The organism is Rhizobium sp. AN73 (assembly GCF_030757975.1).
GTDB classification, from domain to species: domain Bacteria; phylum Pseudomonadota; class Alphaproteobacteria; order Rhizobiales; family Rhizobiaceae; genus Agrobacterium; species Agrobacterium arsenijevicii.
This window is the reverse complement of record NZ_JARWME010000001.1, coordinates 2,160,981-2,181,726: the sequence shown is the minus strand read 5'-3', so window position 1 is coordinate 2,181,726 and position 20,746 is coordinate 2,160,981. Positions and strand designations below refer to the sequence as shown.

The following is a 20,746-nucleotide window of genomic DNA, read 5'->3' as shown; positions in this document are numbered from 1 at the left end:
CCGTCCGCATAGGCAATGACGGCTTGCAGCGCGGCGCACAGGCTGACTTCGCGGGGATTGCAGCTTGCTGCTGGGCCGGTCCATATGCAAGCATCATGGTGAAACCTCCTGCCGTGAACATTGGTGGTTCACTTGAGGGTTTTTTTGACGGCGTCCGCCTGGCCGAGCTTTTCCTGTACCTGGCCAGCCAGCTTCGGCTTTGCCTTCCGCCCGGCCTCGTCGTTGCCGATGATCTTTCCGGCGGCTTCCCTTGATCGTGCCCTTTGCCTGGCGGGCGACACCTTCGATACGGTTATTGTCCATGACGAACTCCTTCCATCGTTAGAAACGACGCCGCTGTTGCTAACGGCATGATGGAAAGGTAGGCCGGAAAAACTGCCCATTGCAGAGCATTAGCTACTAGTTGAACTGGTACTAACTGACCTATTTTCGTAAAGGCGGCCGTTATTTTCCTTCCGACCGGTAAAACCGCGTTCGCGCGCCCAGATAACGGCGGCGGTGCGGCGGTTCACACCGATCTTGCCGTAGAGCGAGGCGATGTGGTTATGGATCGTATGCTTGGACAGGTTCAGCCTGTCGCTCATTTCCTTGTCGCTGCAACCATCGCAGATCAGTGACAGGATTTTGTCTCGCGCTCCGTCAGATCCTTGGAGGGAGGTGGAAGACGTTGCACCGCGAGTTCTGCCGCAGCCCGGCCAACCGCTCGACCACCGTGCGGCTGAACCAGGATGTATCGGTCATGACACTTTCGATCGCTTCGATCAGTTCGTTCTCGGTTCTGCGCCGCCCCGTAACATCCTGTATCGCCCAGATGACACAGAGCTGATCGTTGATCTCGGCGCGTTCGGCGGAAATGATGCACTCGGCCTGCTGCCACCGGCAAGATTCATGCGCATGTTTTCATCGCGGATGGGGATGTTGTCCTTCAGCCGCTTTTTCGAGGTCGCGGCGCGCGCCCGCGTCCTCCCATAGCCGCAATTCGGGCTGGCGGTCTTGCCCACGACTTCGGCCTCATTGCGCCCACACAGGACCAGAAACGCGTCATTGACTTCCATAAATACGAAGTCGTCGAGCCTCGAAATCGCTGCCGGGACAGGGGACAGGCGGAAGGACTTGAAGAAGCGTTCCTCGCTTTGTCGCAGAGCGTTCTGGGCTTCCTTTGCGGCGGCCATCCAGATCGGCGAAAGTGAACAGCATGCATGGTTCTTCGGCAACGGCGATCGTTTCGCCAGCGACGATAACCAGCCTGTCGCCTCCGGGATAGGTATCAGCGCTTCGCGCTGGCGAATGTCGGCCGCCCTCCAGCTTTGTCAGTGCGTCCTCACCGGTGTCGCATTCGAAAAACAGGCCGAGTTCCTCGACACTGATGCCGATGATCTCTTTCACGGCTGTTCCCGTCATTTCAAGGAAGCCCTGATTGGCGCGGACAGCGCTTGTCCTCCAGCCGGCATATCAGTCCCGGTGCCGGATTGGCGTTGAAGGCGCTCTCGAAGCGTGCCTCGGCCTCGAAACGCGGCGTTTCGTCCCGGATAATCAGCACGAGAACGTCCGGCTTTGCACCTGCATCTTCAAGAATGAGGCCTCGCACCGCGTGGATCCAGTATTCCGCTTCATCGCCACTCGGCGATATCTGCACCGTCACATCTTCGAACGTTTCGCCCGCCAGAAGACGTTCCAGCGGGTATTGCCCTTCATCGAGAAGATGGTTGTTGCGATATCGAAGCGTGAAATTTCGGCGGTAGGCAGCGGCATCCTCTCCAAGCTCCGGGATCGTCTCAAGACGGTGCATCTGAAGTGCCGCTTTGTTGGCCCAGGTGATTGTTCCGTCGCTTTCGAGCAGGATCAACCCGTCGCTGAGGCCCGCTATGAGGGTTTTGCAACACGAGCCGGTTGATCCTCGGAATGCTCACCTTGTCGTCCATGTTGCCCCCGGCATTTTGATAGTTTCTGCCCCTTATAACGCGCGGTTTCGCCAAGTGTTGCAGGGGCGGTAAGGAGGGCACGGAAATGCGCCAGGCGCGTCTGTGACCGGATCTGATTTCACACCAGGACGTTGGTCAACTCACGCAAATATTGCGTGGCCGCGGAATGATAAGACTTCTCCCAACAATTGGATTTTTCTGTAACAGTGCCAGAGAGCGCCCGGCGCGGCCGGGCGATAATCTATGATGTTACTTCCGCTGAAAACGCGGATTTGATGAGTGTTTCGGTATATTCAGCCGCCGGCCTCGTGAAGATGGCGTCCGTTTCTCCCTCTTCCACAATCTTCCCGTTTCTCATGACGATGACGTAATCCGAAATGGCCTTGATGACAGAAAGGTCGTGGCTAATGAAGATGTAAGAGAGGCCATGCGCCTTCTGCAGATCACGCAGCAGGTCGATAACCTGTCCTTGAACGGATCGGTCCAGCGCAGATGTAGGTTCGTCAAGAATGACGACCTCGGGCTTGAGGATGATGGCACGGGCAATTGCGATACGCTGACGTTGTCCGCCTGAAAACTCGTGAGGGTAGCGGTTGCGGGCGGCCGGATCGAGACCGACTTCTTTCAGTGCTTCGATTGCCCGCTTGTCCCGCTCCGGTCGGCTCAGCTGTTGGTCGTGTACGAACAGACCTTCAGTGATTATCTCTCCGACCGTCTGTCTTGGCGAAAGCGACCCATAGGGGTCCTGAAACACAAGCTGCAACTGCCGCCGCAACGGCCGCATGGCCTTTCGGTCAAGACTGGTGATTTCCGTCTTGCCGAAGAAAATGCGGCCCTTTGCATGTGCAAGACGCAGAAGCGCGCGGCCGAGTGTTGACTTGCCCGATCCGGATTCACCGACGATGCCGATGGTCTGTCCCTGGCGAAGGTTGACATTGACGCTGTCGACAGCCCGAAAATGGCTCGACTTCGACAGGAAGCCACCCGGAATTTTATAATCGACCGTCACGTTCTGGCCGGACAGGACGACCGGCGCCGCGTCGCCTACCGACGGCTTGTGCCCGCTGGGTTCTGCATCGAGAAGCATCCTGGTGTAGTCCGCCTGCGGGCGCTCGAAGATATCTTCCGTCGTGCCGGATTCGACAATCTCCCCGCGGCGCATGACAGCGACGCGATCGGCGAAATGACGGACAACGCCGAGATCGTGCGTGATTAGAACGATGGCCATGCCGAAGCGTTGCTGCAACGACTTCAGAAGGTCGAGGATCTGCGCCTGTATCGTCACGTCAAGCGCGGTGGTTGGCTCATCCGCAATCAAAATGTCCGGCTCGTTCGCGAGAGCCATGGCGATCATGACGCGCTGGCGCTGGCCACCGGAAAGTTCATGCGGGTAGCTGTCGATACGCCGCTCCGGGTCCGGAATACCCACAAGCTTCAGGAGCTCCAGAACACGAGCCCGGGCTTCCTTTTTACTGCCGCCCCTATGGTGGACGATCGGCTCGGCGATCTGCGTGCCGATCCTGTAGAGAGGATCGAGCGAGGTCATCGGCTCCTGGAAAATCATGGTGATTTTCGCGCCACGGATATTGTTCAGCTCGCTGACCGGCAAGTTTATCAACTCGCGTCCACGATATTCAGCCGAACCCTGGATGACACCGTTGGATGCAAGCAATCCCATGATGCCCATCATGGTCTGGCTTTTGCCGGAACCGGATTCCCCGACGACAGCAAGTGTTTCACCCTGTTTGACGTCAAGATTGATGCCTTTGACGGCGTTTACGGTGCCGTCAGGCGTGGTGAAATCGACCTTGAGATTACGGACGGTGAGGATGGTTTCAGATGTCGTATTCATGTCAACGATCCTTGGGATCGAGTGCGTCACGCAACCCATCGCCCACAAAATTCAGCGAAAACAGGGTCAGCACGAAGAAGATTGCCGGGAATATCAGCAGCCACGGGGCCGATTGGATATTGTTGGCACCTTCGGAAATCAGCGCACCCCAGCTCGTCAATGGCGCCTGCACGCCAAGGCCCAGGAAGGATAGGAAGCTTTCCAGAAGAATGACTTTGGGTACGACAACCGTGACGAACACGACCACCGGGCCAATGGTGTTGGGGATGATGTGACGTCGGATGATCTGCCAGTCGCTCAAACCCAGGGCCTGGGCTGCGCCACAAATTCCCGCCTTTTCAACGCAAGCGTCTGGCCACGCACGATACGCGCCATATCCAGCCATTCCACCGCGCCGATGACCAGAAAGATCAGGATGAAGCTGCGGCCGAAAAAGACCACCAGAACGACAACCAGAAAGACGAAGGGCAGCGAATAGAGGATCTCGACGAAACGCATCATCACATTGTCGACCCGCCCGCCGATGTATCCCGCCGTTGCGCCGTAGAGAACGCCGATGCCGAGCGAAACGAGGCTGGCGAGAATGCCGACGGCGATGGAGATTTGGCCGCCCAGCATGACGCGGGCCAGCATATCGCGACCGTTGGAATCCGTGCCGAAGAAGAAGTATTCGCGGTTTACATCGCCTTCCAGCTTCAGCGTTCGACCGTCATCTTCCGTTGCAACGACCTTCGTGTTTTCGAATTCGTTGGCGCGGTCGAAATAACGTGTCGTGCGCGGGTCAATCGGGCCGCTGGAGGTGACGGTTGCGGTGAAGGTCTGCCCTTCGACGGAAAACTCCTTCAGCTCCACGCGGGCGCGGCCTGCCACACCTTCCATGACGCTCTGGAGGTTGTTGACGTCCGGGCGTGGCTCGAGGCTTGGCGCGACGGAGACATAGGACGAAAACACCTGATCATAGGTGTGTGAAAGGAAATGCGGGCCGATAAATGAGAACAGTGTGATCAGCACGAGCATGATGGAGCCGGCCATGGCGGCCTTGTTTCGTCTGAAACGCAGGGCTGCAAGCTGGAACAGGCTTCGGCTTTTCACCGATGTGAGGGGCTATGTTGCCGGAGATATCAGTCATGTCTGACCCTCGGATCGAGCAGGCCGTAGAGAATATCGACCACGAGATTGAACAGGATGACGAAAATGGCGACGAGAACAACGGTTCCCATGACCAGCGTGTAGTCACGATTGATCGCGCCAAGAACGAAGTAGCGGCCGACACCGGGAATGGTGAAGATCGTCTCGATGACCGCCGAGCCCGTCAGCAGTGCTGCGGCACAGGGCGCCAGATAGGAAACGACCGGCAGCATCGCCGCCCGCATCGCGTGAACCACCACCACGCTGCGCGCTGGAAGGCCATAAGCCCTGGCGGTGCGAATATGGTCCATGCGCAGAGCCTCGATCATCGCACCGCGTGTCAGACGCGCGATGACCGCAAGCTGCGGTAAAGCCAGCGCGATCATCGGAAGAACGAGATAGCGTAGCGACCCATCACCCCAGCTGCCCGCGGGCAGAAGCCCGAGCAACACCGCGAAGATCAGCGTGAGAACAGGCGCGACAACGAAGTTCGGCACGGTGATGCCGACGGTCGAGACGGACATGATCGAGAAATCGAAGGCGCTGTTCTGCCTGAGCGCGGCAAAGGTGCCGGCAAGAATGCCGCCGACCAGCGCCAGCAAAAGAGCATAGCAACCGAGCTCCAGCGAATAAGGCAGACCCTTGCCGATCAACTGGGCGACGGTGTTGTCCTTGTAGATGTAGCTCGGACCGAAATCGCCGGTGACGGCATTGCCGAGATAGATGAGATACTGGCGCCACAATGGCTCATCCAGATGATAGGTTCTCATCAGGTTTTCCATCGTCTGCGGCGGCAGGGGCCGTTCGAGGTTGAACGGACCGCCCGGTGCAAAACGCATCAGGAAAAACGAAATCGTGACGACGATAAACAAAGTCGGCACGGCGCTCGCCAAACGGCGCAGAATAAACAAGATCATGGCTTCGGGCTCCGGCATGGCACGGTGGTGTCAGCCACCGTGCCGGCACTGCTTATTCGGAAACGCTCAGGAAGCGGCTGAGGTGTTCGTTAGCAGCATTGTCTTCCCAACCCTTGACGCGGTTGGAAACCAGCCACAGGTCTGCCTGCGTCAGAAGCGGAGCAACCGGCTGTTCCTTCATGAGGATGGTTTCTGCCTCATGCAGCAGCTTGGAGCGAGCTGCTGGATCCTTTTCGTCATATGACTTCTTCATCAGCGCGTCATATTCAGCGTTGTTGAACTTCGAGTAGTTGAAGGTCTTGTTGGAGGATATGGAAAGGGCGAGGAAGTTTTCCGCATCCGCATAGTCGGCAACCCACCCGGCACGCGCCACGTTAAATTTGCCGCCTTCCTGCAGATAGCCATAGTGCGAGGCGACGTCGAGGTTCACCAGCGACACCTTCGCGCCGAATGTGTTCTTCCACATATCCGCAATAGCCGTTGCGACGCGTTCATGGTTCGGGTTGGTGTTGTAACGGATTTCGATGGAAAGCGGCTTGCCGCCCTCGCCGTAACCGGCTTCCTTCATAAGTTTGAGGGCCTCGTCTTCGCGATCGAGCTGCGACAGCGTCGCAAAATCGGCTTTAGCGGGCTCGCCGTAGGAGGCCATGCCCGGAGGAACCATGGAATAGGCGGGAACCTGTGAACCGCTGTAGATTTCCTTGGCAAGGAAGTCGCGGTCCACCGCCATCGACAGGGCTTGGCGGACACGGACATCGTTATACGGGGCTTCGCGGGTATCGAAGGTATAGTAGTAGGTGGCAAGCGTCGGCGAAACGTGAACCTGTTCACCATAGGCCTTGCGCAGACGGTCGATCTGATCTGCGGAAAAATTGTAAGCGAGGTCCATTTCCTTCGCCTCGAAACGACGAACGGATGCGGCCTGGTCATCCACTGGGTAGAAGATGACCTTATCGATCTTGGTGTTCGATGCATCCCAGAAGCTGGTGTTCTTGACGACCGTCAAGCTGTCATTCGGGACGTGCGCTTCGAGCTTGTATGCACCATTCGAGACCATGACGCCCGGCTTTACGAAGTTGGTGCCGTTCTTCTCAAAGCTCGCCTTCGATATGGGCAGAGCCGCCTGATGGGCAAGCAGTTCAACGAAGAACGGTGTCGGGCGCTCAAGTGTGATCTCAAGGGTCTTGTCATCCACCGCCTTCACGCCAAGCTGATCAACCGGAGTTTCGCCCTTGTTGATCTTTTCGGCGTTCTTGATCGGGTAAAGAATGTTCGCATATTTTGCGGCGGTCTTCGGGTCCTCGACGCGCTGGTAGGAGAAAACAAAATCTCCAGCCGTTACCGGAGCACCATCCGACCACTTCGCATCCGCACGCAGTTTGAAGGTATAGACGGTGCCATCCTCAGACAGCGTCCAGCTTTCTGCCGTACCGGGAATGATCTTGCCGGCAGCATCGTAAATGGTGAGACCTTCATAAAGGTCTTTCAGGATAAAGGCTTCGATGTTGATCGAGGTCTGTGCCTGATCGAGCGTCTGAGGCTCCCCAGCATTGCCGCGGTGCAGAACTGTTTCTGCAAGTGCGGAACTGGCGCCAATCAGAAGCGATCCTACCAGCAGAGTGGCGCGAGTTGTTGTTGTTATCGACATTGTTTTCTCTCCCCGTGAGTATTTTGATTCCATAAACAAGGCCAAATTGCTCCGAAGCGCAATTACAATAAATTGTAAGTTCATACGGGAGCCGCGACTTTCACTTTGGCTGACGCCCATCCGGAAACAAGCTGTCCCACAGCGAAGATAAAGGCCCTCGGCGGTGATTGCCGGGCGCATGATGCAACACCCAGTCGGCAACCATGCCTTTGGCGAGGAGGCGTTCTTCGACGACAGCCGACACCAGCGCGATGTTCTGTTGTGGGGAGAGCTCGAGCGGCAGGGCAATTGCGCCCTGTCCGAAACCACTCCCGGAACGGCGCGATGATCTGCGAGACAGAAGGACTTGCCGACTGCTGTTTCTTCTAGTCGCAAGGAGAGAGTGAGATGGTGGCTGGCTCCGTTCAGACAAGGTGCGTCGACAGCCAAATTCATTGCAAGAAATACCTCAGATCAGCGAGATGTCTCTCGTGCCAGCAACAGTGCCGACGAACAAACCAAGCCGCGGCTGATGCCAATCGCCCTTGATCTGATGCCGATCGTGGTGATCGGTAATGCGTAGGGCGGCGTGCCGAAACGGAGGCTTATTCGCGCCATTTTTGCCTGGCAGATTTTAGCTTCCGCCTTGTTTTCCGCGCAATCCAGGCGCAGAAACAAGCTTCGTTGTGCTGGCCACTTGGCTCCTTGGGGGCAGAGAGGCGCCGTCTTCTCTTCGATATCCTGTCGCGACTGTTTGTGCTGACGCTGCCGTATTCCTGTGCGACAATACCCCCGCGCTGTCACCCATTCTGGTAGGAGCTTGCCAGTTGACGGGCCGGCCATACCACCCCAGTTGCACAACGCAGATCATCTGCATTTCTTCAATGCCCTCTGCGGGGCATCTGGTCGTTTCGTCCATACATTTTCTCGGAATCCACCGGGACGGACACGGCATCTCAATCTTGCCGCTGCCTGCCTGAAGCAGCACTCTTATCGATAAGAGCGTTCGGCCAGGAGACAGGAACACAGCAATCGCGACGTAAAATGAGACTGGCTCCACGGGCGACGAAAGCCGCGCGGGAGAGCTTCGGATGAAAGGCAAAATCATGGATATTCATAACGAGCAAAGACGCCAGGCACTCAGGATCGAAGTTTGGGAGAACGAAGGCGGGGCTTCCGTCGCCGATACGCTCGACTCCCAATATGGAAGAAGGATCGAGCGGGATCAGACATGGACGATATACCATGTATTCACCGGCGTGCCGGTACGGGTAGGTGGCCGCCGGCTGACTGAACTCAACATATCCGAAGCGACCGATGGGATGTTGTCTCTCAATCGCCGCAACGCTTTGCGAAGGGAAGAACGCAACAGGTGTCAGCCATGACGCTGGCTTTCCCAAACTCGGCCCGCAGTTTTGACGAAGTGCGTAAAGCTGTGCGGTTTTTCGGCCATGACGGCATGTTCGAAATCCGGTTTTTTGTTGAGGCTGCGGCGCTGGCCAAAGGCCGCGTGCCTGCGACAGGCATGTCTGAAGCCCAGTGCCTTTCGTCTTTCGACGCAATGCGTACGCCCATCTATGCGGCCGCGAAGAAGGTGTACGCCAAGTACCGGCGCAATCTGAACGTCCTGACAATTTCCGACTTCGGCTAGGCCATGCCGATACCGGTCCCGTAGCGCCAAGACATAATTTCTCCGCTCGCTGGCAACGCTCGACCAAGGCGCAATTACGGAACGGCGCGCGGGCTGACGGCAGCGCCATCACGAGCCAACGCCTCATCTATCTCGGCTGATGATACCTGAAGGAACTGGCGCCGGGTTACCGCGACGGAGATCGCGGGAATCTCAAGGTGGGTTGCTACCCGGCGATATGCCGTGAAGCTCAAGCCTTCGATCAGTTCCTCGTCCACGACCAGACGGTATGTGCCCGCTCCCAAGGGTTCCGAAAGAGATTCCAGACGGAATGGATGTGTGAATGTGATTTCAGTCTCTGTGGTTCTTTCGATCATGTCGACCACCGCTTTCCGTTGCGTCATAACCGGCGCATTTGCAGTCGGTTATTGCAACTATGCGCTGATCAGGACGTAAACGATCAGCGCGACACTGGCCGCAGACAAGACGTAGCCAGCCAGAGTCGGGAGATGATATTTCGTCGGTTGGTGAAATATGGAAGACATGGCGTCCTCCTCTGTCGGGGCCAGGGTATTCAACCCTTAAACAGCAGCGCCCGTAATATGGCTGCTGGAGTAATCACAGTGGACCTGTTTCTGTTTTTTAGCAATGAAACAATTTCGGTGGTCTGGAGGTGCTTATCAAAGGCCTCCGTCTTCGTTTGTAGAGCCTTAGCTAGTCGGAGGAGAGGTTGTGGTGATTGCCTCTACGGAGAGTGACTGTGCACATTGCTCGCGCCTATATCCAGTTGCCAAGTCGATAAATTGTTCAGAGTAACAGTGGCAACGTTGTCATAAATTCGTCCGAAGACGATGATGAAAATCGCGACTGGAATTGAAATATATTCGTTGTCGAGATCAATCTCATGCCCCTGGCTCCACCATCATTTCCCGTTGGCCGGTATATTGCGGCCCTTGTCTTTCTTTTCAGTCTGCCGCCCCATACCGCTCAGGCATATGATCGCCGTGAGGTCGTGGAACCGTCCTTGCCAACGCATGTCTGCATGACACTGTCGGCGGAGACAACCGCTACTCAACTGGAAGAGAGTGGTGGCGACACGGGCCGTCTGCAATTCGCAATCGATCGATGTCAGGCGGGGGAGCGGTCCGGCTTGTTCCGGGCGGGCAGGAGGCCGGTTTTTCAGCGGCCCGTTGATCATGAAGTCTGGTGTGACGTTGTGGATCGATCAGGGTGCCGTGCTGACGGCAGTCTCCGATCCGCGCGTCTATGACCGCGGTAACGGTCGCTGCGGTATGATCGACGACAAGGGTAAGGCATGCCGGCCCTTCATTCTGTTCGATGGGACACAGGGCGGCGGCATCGTCGGCGACGGCGCAATCGACGGTCGCGGCGGCGAAACCATGGCCGGCCGAAGCGAAACATGGTGGCAACTTGCTCGCCGCGCCCAGGCCCAGGGGGGAAAGCAAAACAATCCTCGCCTGATAGAGGTCGACAATGCCCGCGACATCACCTTCTACCGGATCATGCTGCGCAATTCACCCAACTTCCATGTCATGCTGAATAGTGTTGCCGGTGCCACTGTCTGGGGTGTGCGGATCGATACGCCCGCAGACGCCCGCAACACGGACGGTATAGATCCCGCTGCATCTCAGGACATTACCATCGCCCACAGCTTCATCCGCACCGGTGATGACAATATCGCGATCAAGGCCGGAAATGGTCCGACCCGGCATGTCTCGATTGTGAACGATCATTTCTATTGGGGGCATGGCCTGTCGATCGGCAGTGAGACGAATGCCGGGGTCAGCGACATTCTCGTTCGTGACGTGACGCTCGATGGTACGGCCTCCAGGGCTGAGGATCAAGAGCGACGTCAGCCGCGGCGGCGCGGTTCGCGGGGTGCATTATGAGAAGGTCTGTCTGCGCAACAACAGGAAGCCGGTCGATTTCGATACGCGGTATGATGACAAGGCGAAGGGCAACGCCATCCGGGTCTATAGCGATACCGTTCTGCATCATGTGACGGGGCAGAACGGAACGCCCGTTCTCCCGCGGTTATGACGGTGCGCACCCGCTTGACGTGGTATTTGACGATGTCGCTTCGAGCAAAACGTCATGTGGAACGTCGAGAACGCGAAGCTTTCTGTCGGACCTGGAGGTCTCACGCCACCTGCGCCGGAGGTCGCCGGTCCAACCGTGACGGACGATGCCGGACGGCTGCAATGCGCGTTGGGTTGCGTTTCCGGTTGCAAATGGGACACGACCCTGATCCAGCCGGGCACAGGAGGTGTCGGTCTGCCCACCCCGGATAGGGGAGCACACCGTTGTCGGTTTGCTTCAACCCCATGGTGCAGGCTGATCCGCAACAATTGGAATTGAAGTCGCCAATGGAAGCGTAGCGCGCGGCTCGCACCTTGCCGAACTTGCTGGCGTCCACCACAAGATGCTTTTGCACCGAGCGTGGCATAACCATCTGTTTGATCGAACTTCGTGGAAATGTGAACAGGTGACGCCGTGCTGGTCGTCCACGCCACCGGCAGACAAAAATGCTTTGGTTACGTGATGCGCTTCAGCACCTCAATGCCCTCATCCCCCGAAAACGAGGCGGCTTCCGGGTGATAGAGCCCGCCGAGCATGATCATGGGACATCGCTTCTTCTACCGCCAGCTCCTCTGCAACATTGAGGGAGTAGCAGATGACGGTTACATGGGCGTTAGCCGGAATTTGCCAGCCAGATGCGGCACAGCCGTTCCGCAATCGATGAATACGGTATCATATGGTTCGATCAGAGCTGCCGCCTGCGTACAGGCGCGCGCCTTGGTTGTCGCGTGGCAGTCCTTTCCCTGGTCCAGCACATAGTCGCTGTTCACAGCGCCGTCCTGAACCGGAATAATGTAGCCGCCAAGCCTTTTCAGCCGCTCACCGTCGGCGGCAATGTCGCGGCGAATGGTAATTTCGGATACGCCAAGCCGAAGCCGCGTCCCGTATCCTCAGCACGCCCGTTTCCTGAACAAGAAGAGCCAGCGCGTCCAACTGGCATTGCGTGCACTTATTCTGCTCACCGTATCTCCGCTTTCGGCTTGTCCCCTGCGCTTCTTATTTGCGTTTTACTTTCCTGGCAATTGCCCTGTGACTGCGCGTTGACAAGGAACGCCAATCATGAAACGATCGAAACATGTTAGATCGGATTGTATCATAATAATTCGCATTATCGGAGAGGAAAACAACAGGTTTCTGGGTCGCATAGTGGTCCATGTACCGGGGCGTGGGAAGCCTTTCTGGAAGAATAAGGAGGCGTCAGGCGCGTGAGAAGCGATTGCCGGCGTTAGGGATCGAACATTGTCGGGTGCTGCGACCGGGATAGGCGCGGCACATTGAATCCGGGTTGTTGGTGAAGGTTTTCAGCTGTTGGCCGCATCAGAATGTCGACCGTTTTCCTCTGCAGGTTGATGGAGGCGGTAATGTTTCGCGAGGCTTGCGCGAGCGTTCCTTCCAGGTGCGAGGCCATCGGGAACTGTATCGTCGCCGGCTTCAGCGCCTCGATCCATGAGCTTCACATTGCAAGGCAGAGGCAATATTACATCAGGAGTCCAGAGTGGATCACCCGCAGGCGTTCATTAAAGCGCTCTGGCGACAGGACGATTTGTTATGTTAAAGTATTTTCGCGCAGACGCAGTCGACGCAGCCGCGATAGTCAATCATTTTTGAGAACTTTTGATAGTCTGAATGATCCGTCCATTTGTCTGTCGTTCGATTACATTAGGGGGAGGTAACGCGCTGCGGGGCGCGCAGGCCTGGGATATTATACCTCGCAATGAAAAAAAGCCATCAATACATACAATTCCCGTAAATTTTATACTTGTTGATCGGAATGAAATTTTCCCATGTGAGGGTGAATGCGGTGGTTTGGTTAGAAACGGATCAACGGCGGGAGAGCGCTCGATAAAACATATAATTTACCTTCAGTTGGGCACGCAAAACATATGAATAAAGATCAACCAAACCGCATTAAAGTGGGAGGATGGGGATTTGATTGATAAAGCCAAATCAATTGTGCGCAGATAATTTAGGACCGCTATAACCATGCGATTTTTAAGTATATACAGGTTTTTACAGCGAGGGGGACTTATTTATAAGGGGAAGCGGGAGGGGAACCTGGATTGGGAAGTGAGATTTAGGTTAAGGGGACGAAATTAGCGGCGATCGATCACAATACACAATATCATGATATTGTTATTGTAATCGATCGCCGCTAATTTTCGTCGCCTTTTCAATCCACTTCCCAATCAGATTCCTTCCCGCTTCCCCATATAAATAAATCCACTCGCTGTAAAAACCTATATAAAATCACATGGTTATAGCGGTCCAAAATTATCTGCGCACAAACAGACGAGCTTTACCAATCAAATCCCCATCCTCCCCTTAATGCGGTTGGTTTATGCTTATTTATATGTTTTGCGTGTCCAGTTGAATAAATTATATGTTTTACCGACAACACCCTCCAGCCGTTGATCTGATCCTAACCAAGCCACCAATTCACCCTCGCATAAGGGAAAATTCATTCCGATCAACAAGTATAAATATACAAATATATGTATTAATAGCAATTGCGAAGGTATAATATTCCGCCTGCACGCCCTGCAGCGCGTGCTCCCCTCATGTAATCGAATGACAGGTAAATACGGATCGTTCAGCCTATCAAAAGTTGCAAAAATGATTGACTATCGCGGCTGCGTGAGGGGAGCCTCTGCGCGAAAATACGGGGAACATAACAAATCATCATGTCGCCAGAACGCTTTAATGAATGCCTGCGGGTGATCCGCTGGACGCCGATCAATATTGCCTCTGCCTTGCAATGTGAACTCTCATGGATCGAGGCGCTGGAAGCCGGCAACGATACAGTTCCCGATGGCCTCGCAACATGGATGGAAACGCTCGCGCAAGCTCATGAAGCATTACCACCGCCATCAACCTACAGAGGAAAACGGTCGACATTCTGATGCGGCCAACAGCTGAAAACCTTCACCAACAACCGGATTCAATGTGCCGCGCCTATCCCGGTCGCAGCACCCGACAATGTTCGATCCCTAACGCCGGCAATCGCTTCTCACGCGCCTGACGCCTCCTTATTCTCCCAGAAAGGCTTCCCACGCCCCGGTACATGGACCACTATGCGACCCAGAAACCTGTTGTTTTCCTCTCCCGATAATGCGAATTATTATGATACAATCCGATCATTATGTTTCGATCGTTTCATGATTGGCGTTCCCTTGTCAAGCGCAGTCAGGGGGCAATTGCCAGGAAAGTAACACCCAAATAAGAAGCGCAGGGGACAAACCGAAAGCGGAGATACGGTGAGCAGAATAAGTGCACACAATGCCAGGTTGGACGCGCTGGCTCTTCTTGTTCAGGAAACGGGCGTGCTGAGGCTACGGGACGCGGCTTCCCGGCTTGGCGTATCCGAAATTACCATTCGCCGCGACATTGCCGCCGACGGTGAGCGGCTGAGCTGTCTTGGCGGCTACATTATTCCGGTTCAGGACGGCGCTGTGAACAGCGACTATGTGCTGGACCAGGAAAAGGACTGCCACGCGACAGCCAAGGCGCGCGCCTGTACGCAGGCGGCAGCTCTGATCGAACCATATGATACCGTATTCATCGATTGCGGAACGACAATGCCGCATCTGGCGCGGCAAATTCCGGCTAACGCCCATGTAACCGTCATCTGCTACTCCCTCAATGTTGCAGAGGAGCTGGCGAGCAGAAGCGATGTCCGCCTGATCATGCTCGGCGGGCTCTATCACCCGGAAGCCGCCTCGTTTTCGGGGGATGAGGGCATTGAGGTGCTGAAGCGCATCAACATCAACAAAGCATTTTTGTCTGCCGGTGGCGTGGACGACCAGCACGGCGTCACCTGTTCACATTTCCACGAAGTGCCGATCAAACAGATGGTTATGCAACGCTCGGTGCAAAAGCATCTTGTGGTGGACGCCAGCAAGTTCGGCAAGGTGCGAGCCGCGCGCTACGCTTCCATTGGCGACTTCAATTCAATTGTTGCGGATCAGCCTGCACCATGGGGTTGAAACAAACCGACAACGGTGTGCTCCCCTATCCGGGGTGCGCAGACGGAGCACCTCCTGTGCCCGGCTGGATCAGGATCGTGTCCCATTTGCAACCGGAAACGCAACCCAACGCGCATTGCAGCCGTCGACGGCATCGTCCGTCACGGTTGGACCGGCGACCTCCGGCGCAGGTGGCGTGAGACCTCCAGGTCCGACAGAAAGCTTCGCGTTCTCGACGTTCCACATGACGTTTTGCTCGAAGCGCACATCATCAAATACCACGTCAAGCGGGTGCGCACCGTCATAACCGCGGAGAACGAGCGTTCCGTTCTGCCCCGTCACATGATGCAGAACGATATCGCTATAGACCGGGATGGCGTTGCCCTTCGCCTTGTCATCATACCGCGTATCGAAATCGACCGGCTTCCTGTTGTTGCGCAGACAGACCTTCTCATAATGCACCCCGCGAACCGCGCCGCCGCGGCTGACGTCGCTCTTGATCCTCAGCCCTGAGGCCGTACCATCGAGCGTCACGTCACGAACGAGAATGTCGCTGACCCCGGCATTCGTCTCACTGCCGATCGACAGGCCATGCCCCCAATAGAAATGATCGTTCACAATCGAGACATGCCGGGTCGGACCATTTCCGGCCTTGATCGCGATATTGTCATCACCGGTGCGGATGAAGCTGTGGGCGATGGTAATGTCCTGAGATGCAGCGGGATCTATACCGTCCGTGTTGCGGGCGTCTGCGGGCGTATCGATCCGCACACCCCAGACAGTGGCACCGGCAACACTATTCAGCATGACATGGAAGTTGGGTGAATTGCGCAGCATGATCCGGTAGAAGGTGATGTCGCGGGCATTGTCGACCTCTATCAGGCGAGGATTGTTTTGCTTTCCCCCTGGGCCTGGGCGCGGCGAGCAAGTTGCCACCATGTTTCGCTTCGGCCGGCCATGGTTTCGCCGCCGCGACCGTCGATTGCGCCGTCGCCGACGATGCCGCCGCCCTGTGTCCCATCGAACAGAATGAAGGGCCGGCATGCCTTACCCTTGTCGTCGATCATACCGCAGCGACCGTTACCGCGGTCATAGACGCGCGGATCGGAGACTGCCGTCAGCACGGCACCCTGATCGATCCACAACGTCACACCAGACTTCATGATCAACGGGCCGCTGAAAAACCGGCCTCCCTGCCCGCCCGGAACAAGCCGGACCGCTCCCCCCGCCTGACATCGATCGATTGCGAATTGCAGACGGCCCGTGTCGCCACCACTCTCTTCCAGTTGAGTAGCGGTTGTCTCCGCCGACAGTGTCATGCAGACATGCGTTGGCAAGGACGGTTCCACGACCTCACGGCGATCATATGCCTGAGCGGTATGGGGCGGCAGACTGAAAAGAAAGACAAGGGCCGCAATATACCGGCCAACGGGAAATGATGGTGGAGCCAGGGGCATGAGATTGATCTCGACAACGAATATATTTCAATTCCAGTCGCGATTTTCATCATCGTCTTCGGACGAATTTATGACAACGTTGCCACTGTTACTCTGAACAATTTATCGACTTGGCAACTGGATATAGGCGCGAGCAATGTGCACAGTCACTCTCCGTAGAGGCAATCACCACAACCTCTCCTCCGACTAGCTAAGGCTCTACAAACGAAGACGGAGGCCTTTGATAAGCACCTCCAGACCACCGAAATTGTTTCATTGCTAAAAAACAGAAACAGGTCCACTGTGATTACTCCAGCAGCCATATTACGGGCGCTGCTGTTTAAGGGTTGAATACCCTGGCCCCGACAGAGGAGGACGCCATGTCTTCCATATTTCACCAACCGACGAAATATCATCTCCCGACTCTGGCTGGCTACGTCTTGTCTGCGGCCAGTGTCGCGCTGATCGTTTACGTCCTGATCAGCGCATAGTTGCAATAACCGACTGCAAATGCGCCGGTTATGACGCAACGGAAAGCGGTGGTCGACATGATCGAAAGAACCACAGAGACTGAAATCACATTCACACATCCATTCCGTCTGGAATCTCTTTCGGAACCCTTGGGAGCGGGCACATACCGTCTGGTCGTGGACGAGGAACTGATCGAAGGCTTGAGCTTCACGGCATATCGCCGGGTAGCAACCCACCTTGAGATTCCGCGATCTCCGTCGCGGTAACCCGGCGCCAGTTCCTTCAGGTATCATCAGCCGAGATAGATGAGGCGTTGGCTCGTGATGGCGCTGCCGTCAGCCCGCGCGCCGTTCCGTAATTGCGCCTTGGTCGAGCGTTGCCAGCGAGCGGAGAAATTATGTCTTGGCGCTACGGGACCGGTATCGGCATGGCCTAGCCGAAGTCGGAAATTGTCAGGACGTTCAGATTGCGCCGGTACTTGGCGTACACCTTCTTCGCGGCCGCATAGATGGGCGTACGCATTGCGTCGAAAGACGAAAGGCACTGGGCTTCAGACATGCCTGTCGCAGGCACGCGGCCTTTGGCCAGCGCCGCAGCCTCAACAAAAAACCGGATTTCGAACATGCCGTCATGGCCGAAAAACCGCACAGCTTTACGCACTTCGTCAAAACTGCGGGCCGAGTTTGGGAAAGCCAGCGTCATGGCTGACACCTGTTGCGTTCTTCCCTTCGCAAAGCGTTGCGGCGATTGAGAGACAACATCCCATCGGTCGCTTCGGATATGTTGAGTTCAGTCAGCCGGCGGCCACCTACCCGTACCGGCACGCCGGTGAATACATGGTATATCGTCCATGTCTGATCCCGCTCGATCCTTCTTCCATATTGGGAGTCGAGCGTATCGGCGACGGAAGCCCCGCCTTCGTTCTCCCAAACTTCGATCCTGAGTGCCTGGCGTCTTTGCTCGTTATGAATATCCATGATTTTGCCTTTCATCCGAAGCTCTCCCGCGCGGCTTTCGTCGCCCGTGGAGCCAGTCTCATTTTACGTCGCGATTGCTGTGTTCCTGTCTCCTGGCCGAACGCTCTTATCGATAAGAGTGCTGCTTCAGGCAGGCAGCGGCAAGATTGAGATGCCGTGTCCGTCCCGGTGGATTCCGAGAAAATGTATGGACGAAACGACCAGATGCCCCGCAGAGGGCATTGAAGAAATGCAGATGATCTGCGTTGTGCAACTGGGGTGGTATGGCCGGCCCGTCAACTGGCAAGCTCCTACCAGAATGGGTGACAGCGCGGGGGTATTGTCGCACAGGAATACGGCAGCGTCAGCACAAACAGTCGCGACAGGATATCGAAGAGAAGACGGCGCCTCTCTGCCCCCAAGGAGCCAAGTGGCCAGCACAACGAAGCTTGTTTCTGCGCCTGGATTGCGCGGAAAACAAGGCGGAAGCTAAAATCTGCCAGGCAAAAATGGCGCGAATAAGCCTCCGTTTCGGCACGCCGCCCTACGCATTACCGATCACCACGATCGGCATCAGATCAAGGGCGATTGGCATCAGCCGCGGCTTGGTTTGTTCGTCGGCACTGTTGCTGGCACGAGAGACATCTCGCTGATCTGAGGTATTTCTTGCAATGAATTTGGCTGTCGACGCACCTTGTCTGAACGGAGCCAGCCACCATCTCACTCTCTCCTTGCGACTAGAAGAAACAGCAGTCGGCAAGTCCTTCTGTCTCGCAGATCATCGCGCCGTTCCGGGAGTGGTTTCGGACAGGGCGCAATTGCCCTGCCGCTCGAGCTCTCCCCACAACAGAACATCGCGCTGGTGTCGGCTGTCGTCGAAGAACGCCTCCTCGCCAAAGGCATGGTTGCCGACTGGGTGTTGCATCATGCGCCCGGCAATCACCGCCGAGGGCCTTTATCTTCGCTGTGGGACAGCTTGTTTCCGGATGGGCGTCAGCCAAAGTGAAAGTCGCGGCTCCCGTATGAACTTACAATTTATTGTAATTGCGCTTCGGAGCAATTTGGCCTTGTTTATGGAATCAAAATACTCACGGGGAGAGAAAACAATGTCGATAACAACAACAACTCGCGCCACTCTGCTGGTAGGATCGCTTCTGATTGGCGCCAGTTCCGCACTTGCAGAAACAGTTCTGCACCGCGGCAATGCTGGGGAACCGCAGACGCTCGATCAGGCACAGACTTCCATCAACATCGAAGCCTTTATCCTGAAAGACCTTTATGAAGGTCTCACCATTTACGATGCTGCCGGCAAGATCATTCCCGGTACGGCAGAAAGCTGGACGCTGTCTGAGGATGGCACCGTCTATACCTTCAAACTGCGTGCGGATGCGAAGTGGTCGGATGGTGCTCCGGTAACGGCTGGAGATTTTGTTTTCTCCTACCAACGCGTCGAGGACCCGAAGACCGCCGCAAAATATGCGAACATTCTTTACCCGATCAAGAACGCCGAAAAGATCAACAAGGGCGAAACTCCGGTTGATCAGCTTGGCGTGAAGGCGGTGGATGACAAGACACTTGAGATCACACTTGAGCGCCCGACACCGTTCTTCGTTGAACTGCTTGCCCATCAGGCGGCTCTGCCCATATCGAAGGCGAGCTTTGAGAAGAACGGCACCAACTTCGTAAAGCCGGGCGTCATGGTCTCGAATGGTGCATACAAGCTCGAAGCGCACGTCCCGAATGACAGCTTGACGGTCGTCAAGAACACCAGTTTCTGGGATGCATCGAACACCAAGATCGATAAGGTCATCTTCTACCCAGTGGATGACCAGGCCGCATCCGTTCGTCGTTTCGAGGCGAAGGAAATGGACCTCGCTTACAATTTTTCCGCAGATCAGATCGACCGTCTGCGCAAGGCCTATGGTGAACAGGTTCACGTTTCGCCGACGCTTGCCACCTACTATTATACCTTCGATACCCGCGAAGCCCCGTATAACGATGTCCGTGTCCGCCAAGCCCTGTCGATGGCGGTGGACCGCGACTTCCTTGCCAAGGAAATCTACAGCGGTTCACAGGTTCCCGCCTATTCCATGGTTCCTCCGGGCATGGCCTCCTACGGCGAGCCCGCTAAAGCCGATTTTGCGACGCTGTCGCAGCTTGATCGCGAAGACGAGGCCCTCAAACTTATGAAGGAAGCCGGTTACGGCGAGGGCGGCAAGCCGCTTTCCATCGAAATCCGTTACAACACCAACCCGAACCATGAACGCGTCGCAACGGCTATTGCGGATATGTGGAAGAACACATTCGGCGCGAAGGTGTCGCTGGTGAACCTCGACGTCGCCTCGCACTATGGCTATCTGCAGGAAGGCGGCAAATTTAACGTGGCGCGTGCCGGGTGGGTTGCCGACTATGCGGATGCGGAAAACTTCCTCGCCCTTTCCATATCCTCCAACAAGACCTTCAACTACTCGAAGTTCAACAACGCTGAATATGACGCGCTGATGAAGAAGTCATATGACGAAAAGGATCCAGCAGCTCGCTCCAAGCTGCTGCATGAGGCAGAAACCATCCTCATGAAGGAACAGCCGGTTGCTCCGCTTCTGACGCAGGCAGACCTGTGGCTGGTTTCCAACCGCGTCAAGGGTTGGGAAGACAATGCTGCTAACGAACACCTCAGCCGCTTCCTGAGCGTTTCCGAATAAGCAGTGCCGGCACGGTGGCTGACACCACCGTGCCATGCCGGAG

General features: G+C 56.0%; 25 protein-coding genes and 2 pseudogenes. 12 read left to right on the top strand and 15 right to left on the bottom strand.

Going from position 1 to position 20,746, the window contains the following annotated elements; translation table 11 throughout:
* On the top strand, positions 1 to 254 hold a 254-nt coding region (locus RBH10_RS09890), incomplete at its 5' end, for a hypothetical protein (RefSeq protein WP_306180562.1).
* Between the two features lie 138 nt (positions 255 to 392).
* Here the strand turns inward: RBH10_RS09890 and RBH10_RS09885 are convergent.
* Positions 393 to 584 (bottom strand): LuxR C-terminal-related transcriptional regulator, encoded by a 192-nt coding sequence (locus RBH10_RS09885; RefSeq protein WP_306180561.1) that lies wholly within the window; start codon positions 582 to 584, stop codon positions 393 to 395.
* Between RBH10_RS09885 and RBH10_RS09880 the strand changes: the two genes are divergently transcribed.
* Entirely contained in the window at positions 559 to 972 is a 414-nt protein-coding gene (locus RBH10_RS09880; RefSeq protein ID WP_306180584.1) for a hypothetical protein, read from the top strand. The two genes, RBH10_RS09885 and RBH10_RS09880, sit on opposite strands and share 26 nt — an antisense overlap.
* A gap of 69 nt (positions 973 to 1,041) precedes the next feature.
* On the opposite strand, the gene RBH10_RS09875 is transcribed toward RBH10_RS09880, so the two are convergent.
* From RBH10_RS09875 to RBH10_RS09845, 7 genes and pseudogenes are all read right to left on the bottom strand, one after another.
* Positions 1,042 to 1,386 carry a hypothetical protein gene (locus RBH10_RS09875; protein WP_306180560.1) on the bottom strand — a complete coding sequence of 115 codons (345 nt, stop codon included), beginning with the start codon at positions 1,384 to 1,386 and terminating at the stop codon, positions 1,042 to 1,044.
* A 16-nt stretch (positions 1,387 to 1,402) separates the two neighbouring features.
* Positions 1,403 to 1,789, bottom strand: coding sequence for a hypothetical protein (locus RBH10_RS09870; RefSeq protein WP_306180583.1), 387 nt, complete (start codon positions 1,787 to 1,789; stop codon positions 1,403 to 1,405).
* A 374-nt stretch (positions 1,790 to 2,163) separates the two neighbouring features.
* Positions 2,164 to 3,774 (bottom strand): ABC transporter ATP-binding protein, encoded by a 1,611-nt coding sequence (locus tag RBH10_RS09865; RefSeq protein WP_306180559.1) that lies wholly within the window; start codon positions 3,772 to 3,774, stop codon positions 2,164 to 2,166.
* Position 3,775: 1 nt separating this feature from the next.
* Positions 3,776 to 4,866 (bottom strand): annotated as a pseudogene (locus RBH10_RS09860) (ABC transporter permease).
* 29 nt (positions 4,867 to 4,895) lie between these two features.
* A complete protein-coding gene (gene oppB, locus RBH10_RS09855) occupies positions 4,896 to 5,819 on the bottom strand; it encodes an oligopeptide ABC transporter permease OppB (protein WP_045022787.1) in 924 nt (307 codons plus the stop codon).
* Positions 5,820 to 5,871: 52 nt separating this feature from the next.
* Positions 5,872 to 7,467 (bottom strand): peptide ABC transporter substrate-binding protein, encoded by a 1,596-nt coding sequence (locus RBH10_RS09850; RefSeq protein WP_281039716.1) that lies wholly within the window; start codon positions 7,465 to 7,467, stop codon positions 5,872 to 5,874.
* 100 nt (positions 7,468 to 7,567) lie between these two features.
* Positions 7,568 to 7,711 (bottom strand): hypothetical protein, encoded by a 144-nt coding sequence (locus RBH10_RS09845; RefSeq protein WP_281039717.1) that lies wholly within the window; start codon positions 7,709 to 7,711, stop codon positions 7,568 to 7,570.
* Between RBH10_RS09845 and RBH10_RS09840 the strand changes: the two genes are divergently transcribed.
* The 3 genes from RBH10_RS09840 to RBH10_RS09830 all read left to right on the top strand — a co-directional run bounded on the left by RBH10_RS09840 (position 7,646) and on the right by RBH10_RS09830 (position 9,097).
* On the top strand, positions 7,646 to 7,795 hold the full coding sequence (locus tag RBH10_RS09840; protein ID WP_281039724.1) for a hypothetical protein: 150 nt from the start codon (positions 7,646 to 7,648) through the stop codon (positions 7,793 to 7,795). The genes RBH10_RS09845 and RBH10_RS09840 overlap by 66 nt on opposite strands.
* A 742-nt stretch (positions 7,796 to 8,537) precedes the next feature.
* On the top strand, positions 8,538 to 8,831 hold the full coding sequence (locus RBH10_RS09835) for a hypothetical protein (protein ID WP_281039718.1): 294 nt from the start codon (positions 8,538 to 8,540) through the stop codon (positions 8,829 to 8,831).
* Positions 8,828 to 9,097 (top strand): DUF1488 domain-containing protein, encoded by a 270-nt coding sequence (locus RBH10_RS09830; RefSeq protein ID WP_045022701.1) that lies wholly within the window; start codon positions 8,828 to 8,830, stop codon positions 9,095 to 9,097. The genes RBH10_RS09835 and RBH10_RS09830 overlap by 4 nt, the downstream gene beginning before the upstream one ends.
* A 74-nt stretch (positions 9,098 to 9,171) precedes the next feature.
* On the opposite strand, the gene RBH10_RS09825 is transcribed toward RBH10_RS09830, so the two are convergent.
* A complete protein-coding gene (locus RBH10_RS09825) occupies positions 9,172 to 9,453 on the bottom strand; it encodes a hypothetical protein (protein ID WP_281039723.1) in 282 nt (93 codons plus the stop codon).
* Between the two features lie 819 nt (positions 9,454 to 10,272).
* Between RBH10_RS09825 and RBH10_RS09820 the strand changes: the two genes are divergently transcribed.
* Together RBH10_RS09820 and RBH10_RS09815 are read left to right on the top strand one after the other, a co-directional pair.
* Positions 10,273 to 10,986, top strand: coding sequence for a glycoside hydrolase family 28 protein (locus RBH10_RS09820; RefSeq protein WP_306180558.1), 714 nt, complete (start codon positions 10,273 to 10,275; stop codon positions 10,984 to 10,986).
* Positions 10,976 to 11,137 carry a hypothetical protein gene (locus RBH10_RS09815; protein WP_306180557.1) on the top strand — a complete coding sequence of 54 codons (162 nt, stop codon included), beginning with the start codon at positions 10,976 to 10,978 and terminating at the stop codon, positions 11,135 to 11,137. The genes RBH10_RS09820 and RBH10_RS09815 overlap by 11 nt, the downstream gene beginning before the upstream one ends.
* A 641-nt stretch (positions 11,138 to 11,778) precedes the next feature.
* On the opposite strand, the gene RBH10_RS09810 is transcribed toward RBH10_RS09815, so the two are convergent.
* Complete coding sequence (locus RBH10_RS09810) at positions 11,779 to 11,946, bottom strand: hypothetical protein (RefSeq protein ID WP_306180556.1); 168 nt, start codon at positions 11,944 to 11,946, stop codon at positions 11,779 to 11,781.
* Positions 11,947 to 13,857: 1,911 nt separating this feature from the next.
* Here RBH10_RS09810 and RBH10_RS09805 point away from each other — a divergent pair.
* Positions 13,858 to 14,076: a hypothetical protein gene (locus RBH10_RS09805; protein ID WP_306180555.1), complete on the top strand. Its 219-nt coding sequence runs from the start codon at positions 13,858 to 13,860 to the stop codon at positions 14,074 to 14,076.
* A 354-nt stretch (positions 14,077 to 14,430) separates the two neighbouring features.
* Entirely contained in the window at positions 14,431 to 15,159 is a 729-nt protein-coding gene (locus RBH10_RS09800; RefSeq protein ID WP_306180554.1) for a DeoR/GlpR family DNA-binding transcription regulator, read from the top strand.
* 69 nt (positions 15,160 to 15,228) lie between these two features.
* On the opposite strand, the gene RBH10_RS09795 is transcribed toward RBH10_RS09800, so the two are convergent.
* Complete coding sequence (locus tag RBH10_RS09795) at positions 15,229 to 16,077, bottom strand: glycoside hydrolase family 28 protein (RefSeq protein ID WP_306180552.1); 849 nt, start codon at positions 16,075 to 16,077, stop codon at positions 15,229 to 15,231.
* Positions 16,017 to 16,457: a hypothetical protein gene (locus RBH10_RS09790; protein ID WP_306180551.1), complete on the bottom strand. Its 441-nt coding sequence runs from the start codon at positions 16,455 to 16,457 to the stop codon at positions 16,017 to 16,019. Before RBH10_RS09790 ends, RBH10_RS09795 begins: the two co-directional genes overlap by 61 nt.
* A 665-nt stretch (positions 16,458 to 17,122) precedes the next feature.
* On the opposite strand from RBH10_RS09790, the pseudogene RBH10_RS09785 reads away from it, so the two are divergent.
* A pseudogene (locus tag RBH10_RS09785) lies at positions 17,123 to 17,403 on the top strand (hypothetical protein).
* A 74-nt stretch (positions 17,404 to 17,477) separates the two neighbouring features.
* Here the strand turns inward: RBH10_RS09785 and RBH10_RS09780 are convergent.
* The 3 genes from RBH10_RS09780 to RBH10_RS09770 all read right to left on the bottom strand — a co-directional run bounded on the left by RBH10_RS09780 (position 17,478) and on the right by RBH10_RS09770 (position 18,929).
* Positions 17,478 to 17,747 (bottom strand): DUF1488 domain-containing protein, encoded by a 270-nt coding sequence (locus tag RBH10_RS09780; protein ID WP_045022701.1) that lies wholly within the window; start codon positions 17,745 to 17,747, stop codon positions 17,478 to 17,480.
* On the bottom strand, positions 17,744 to 18,037 hold the full coding sequence (locus RBH10_RS09775; protein WP_281039718.1) for a hypothetical protein: 294 nt from the start codon (positions 18,035 to 18,037) through the stop codon (positions 17,744 to 17,746). Before RBH10_RS09775 ends, RBH10_RS09780 begins: the two co-directional genes overlap by 4 nt.
* Positions 18,038 to 18,779: 742 nt before the next feature.
* Positions 18,780 to 18,929 (bottom strand): hypothetical protein, encoded by a 150-nt coding sequence (locus RBH10_RS09770; protein ID WP_281039724.1) that lies wholly within the window; start codon positions 18,927 to 18,929, stop codon positions 18,780 to 18,782.
* Between RBH10_RS09770 and RBH10_RS09765 the strand changes: the two genes are divergently transcribed.
* A complete protein-coding gene (locus tag RBH10_RS09765) occupies positions 18,864 to 19,007 on the top strand; it encodes a hypothetical protein (RefSeq protein ID WP_281039717.1) in 144 nt (47 codons plus the stop codon). The two genes, RBH10_RS09770 and RBH10_RS09765, sit on opposite strands and share 66 nt — an antisense overlap.
* A gap of 100 nt (positions 19,008 to 19,107) precedes the next feature.
* Positions 19,108 to 20,703, top strand: coding sequence for a peptide ABC transporter substrate-binding protein (locus tag RBH10_RS09760; RefSeq protein ID WP_281039716.1), 1,596 nt, complete (start codon positions 19,108 to 19,110; stop codon positions 20,701 to 20,703).
* The last annotated feature ends 43 nt before the right edge of the window (positions 20,704 to 20,746 follow it).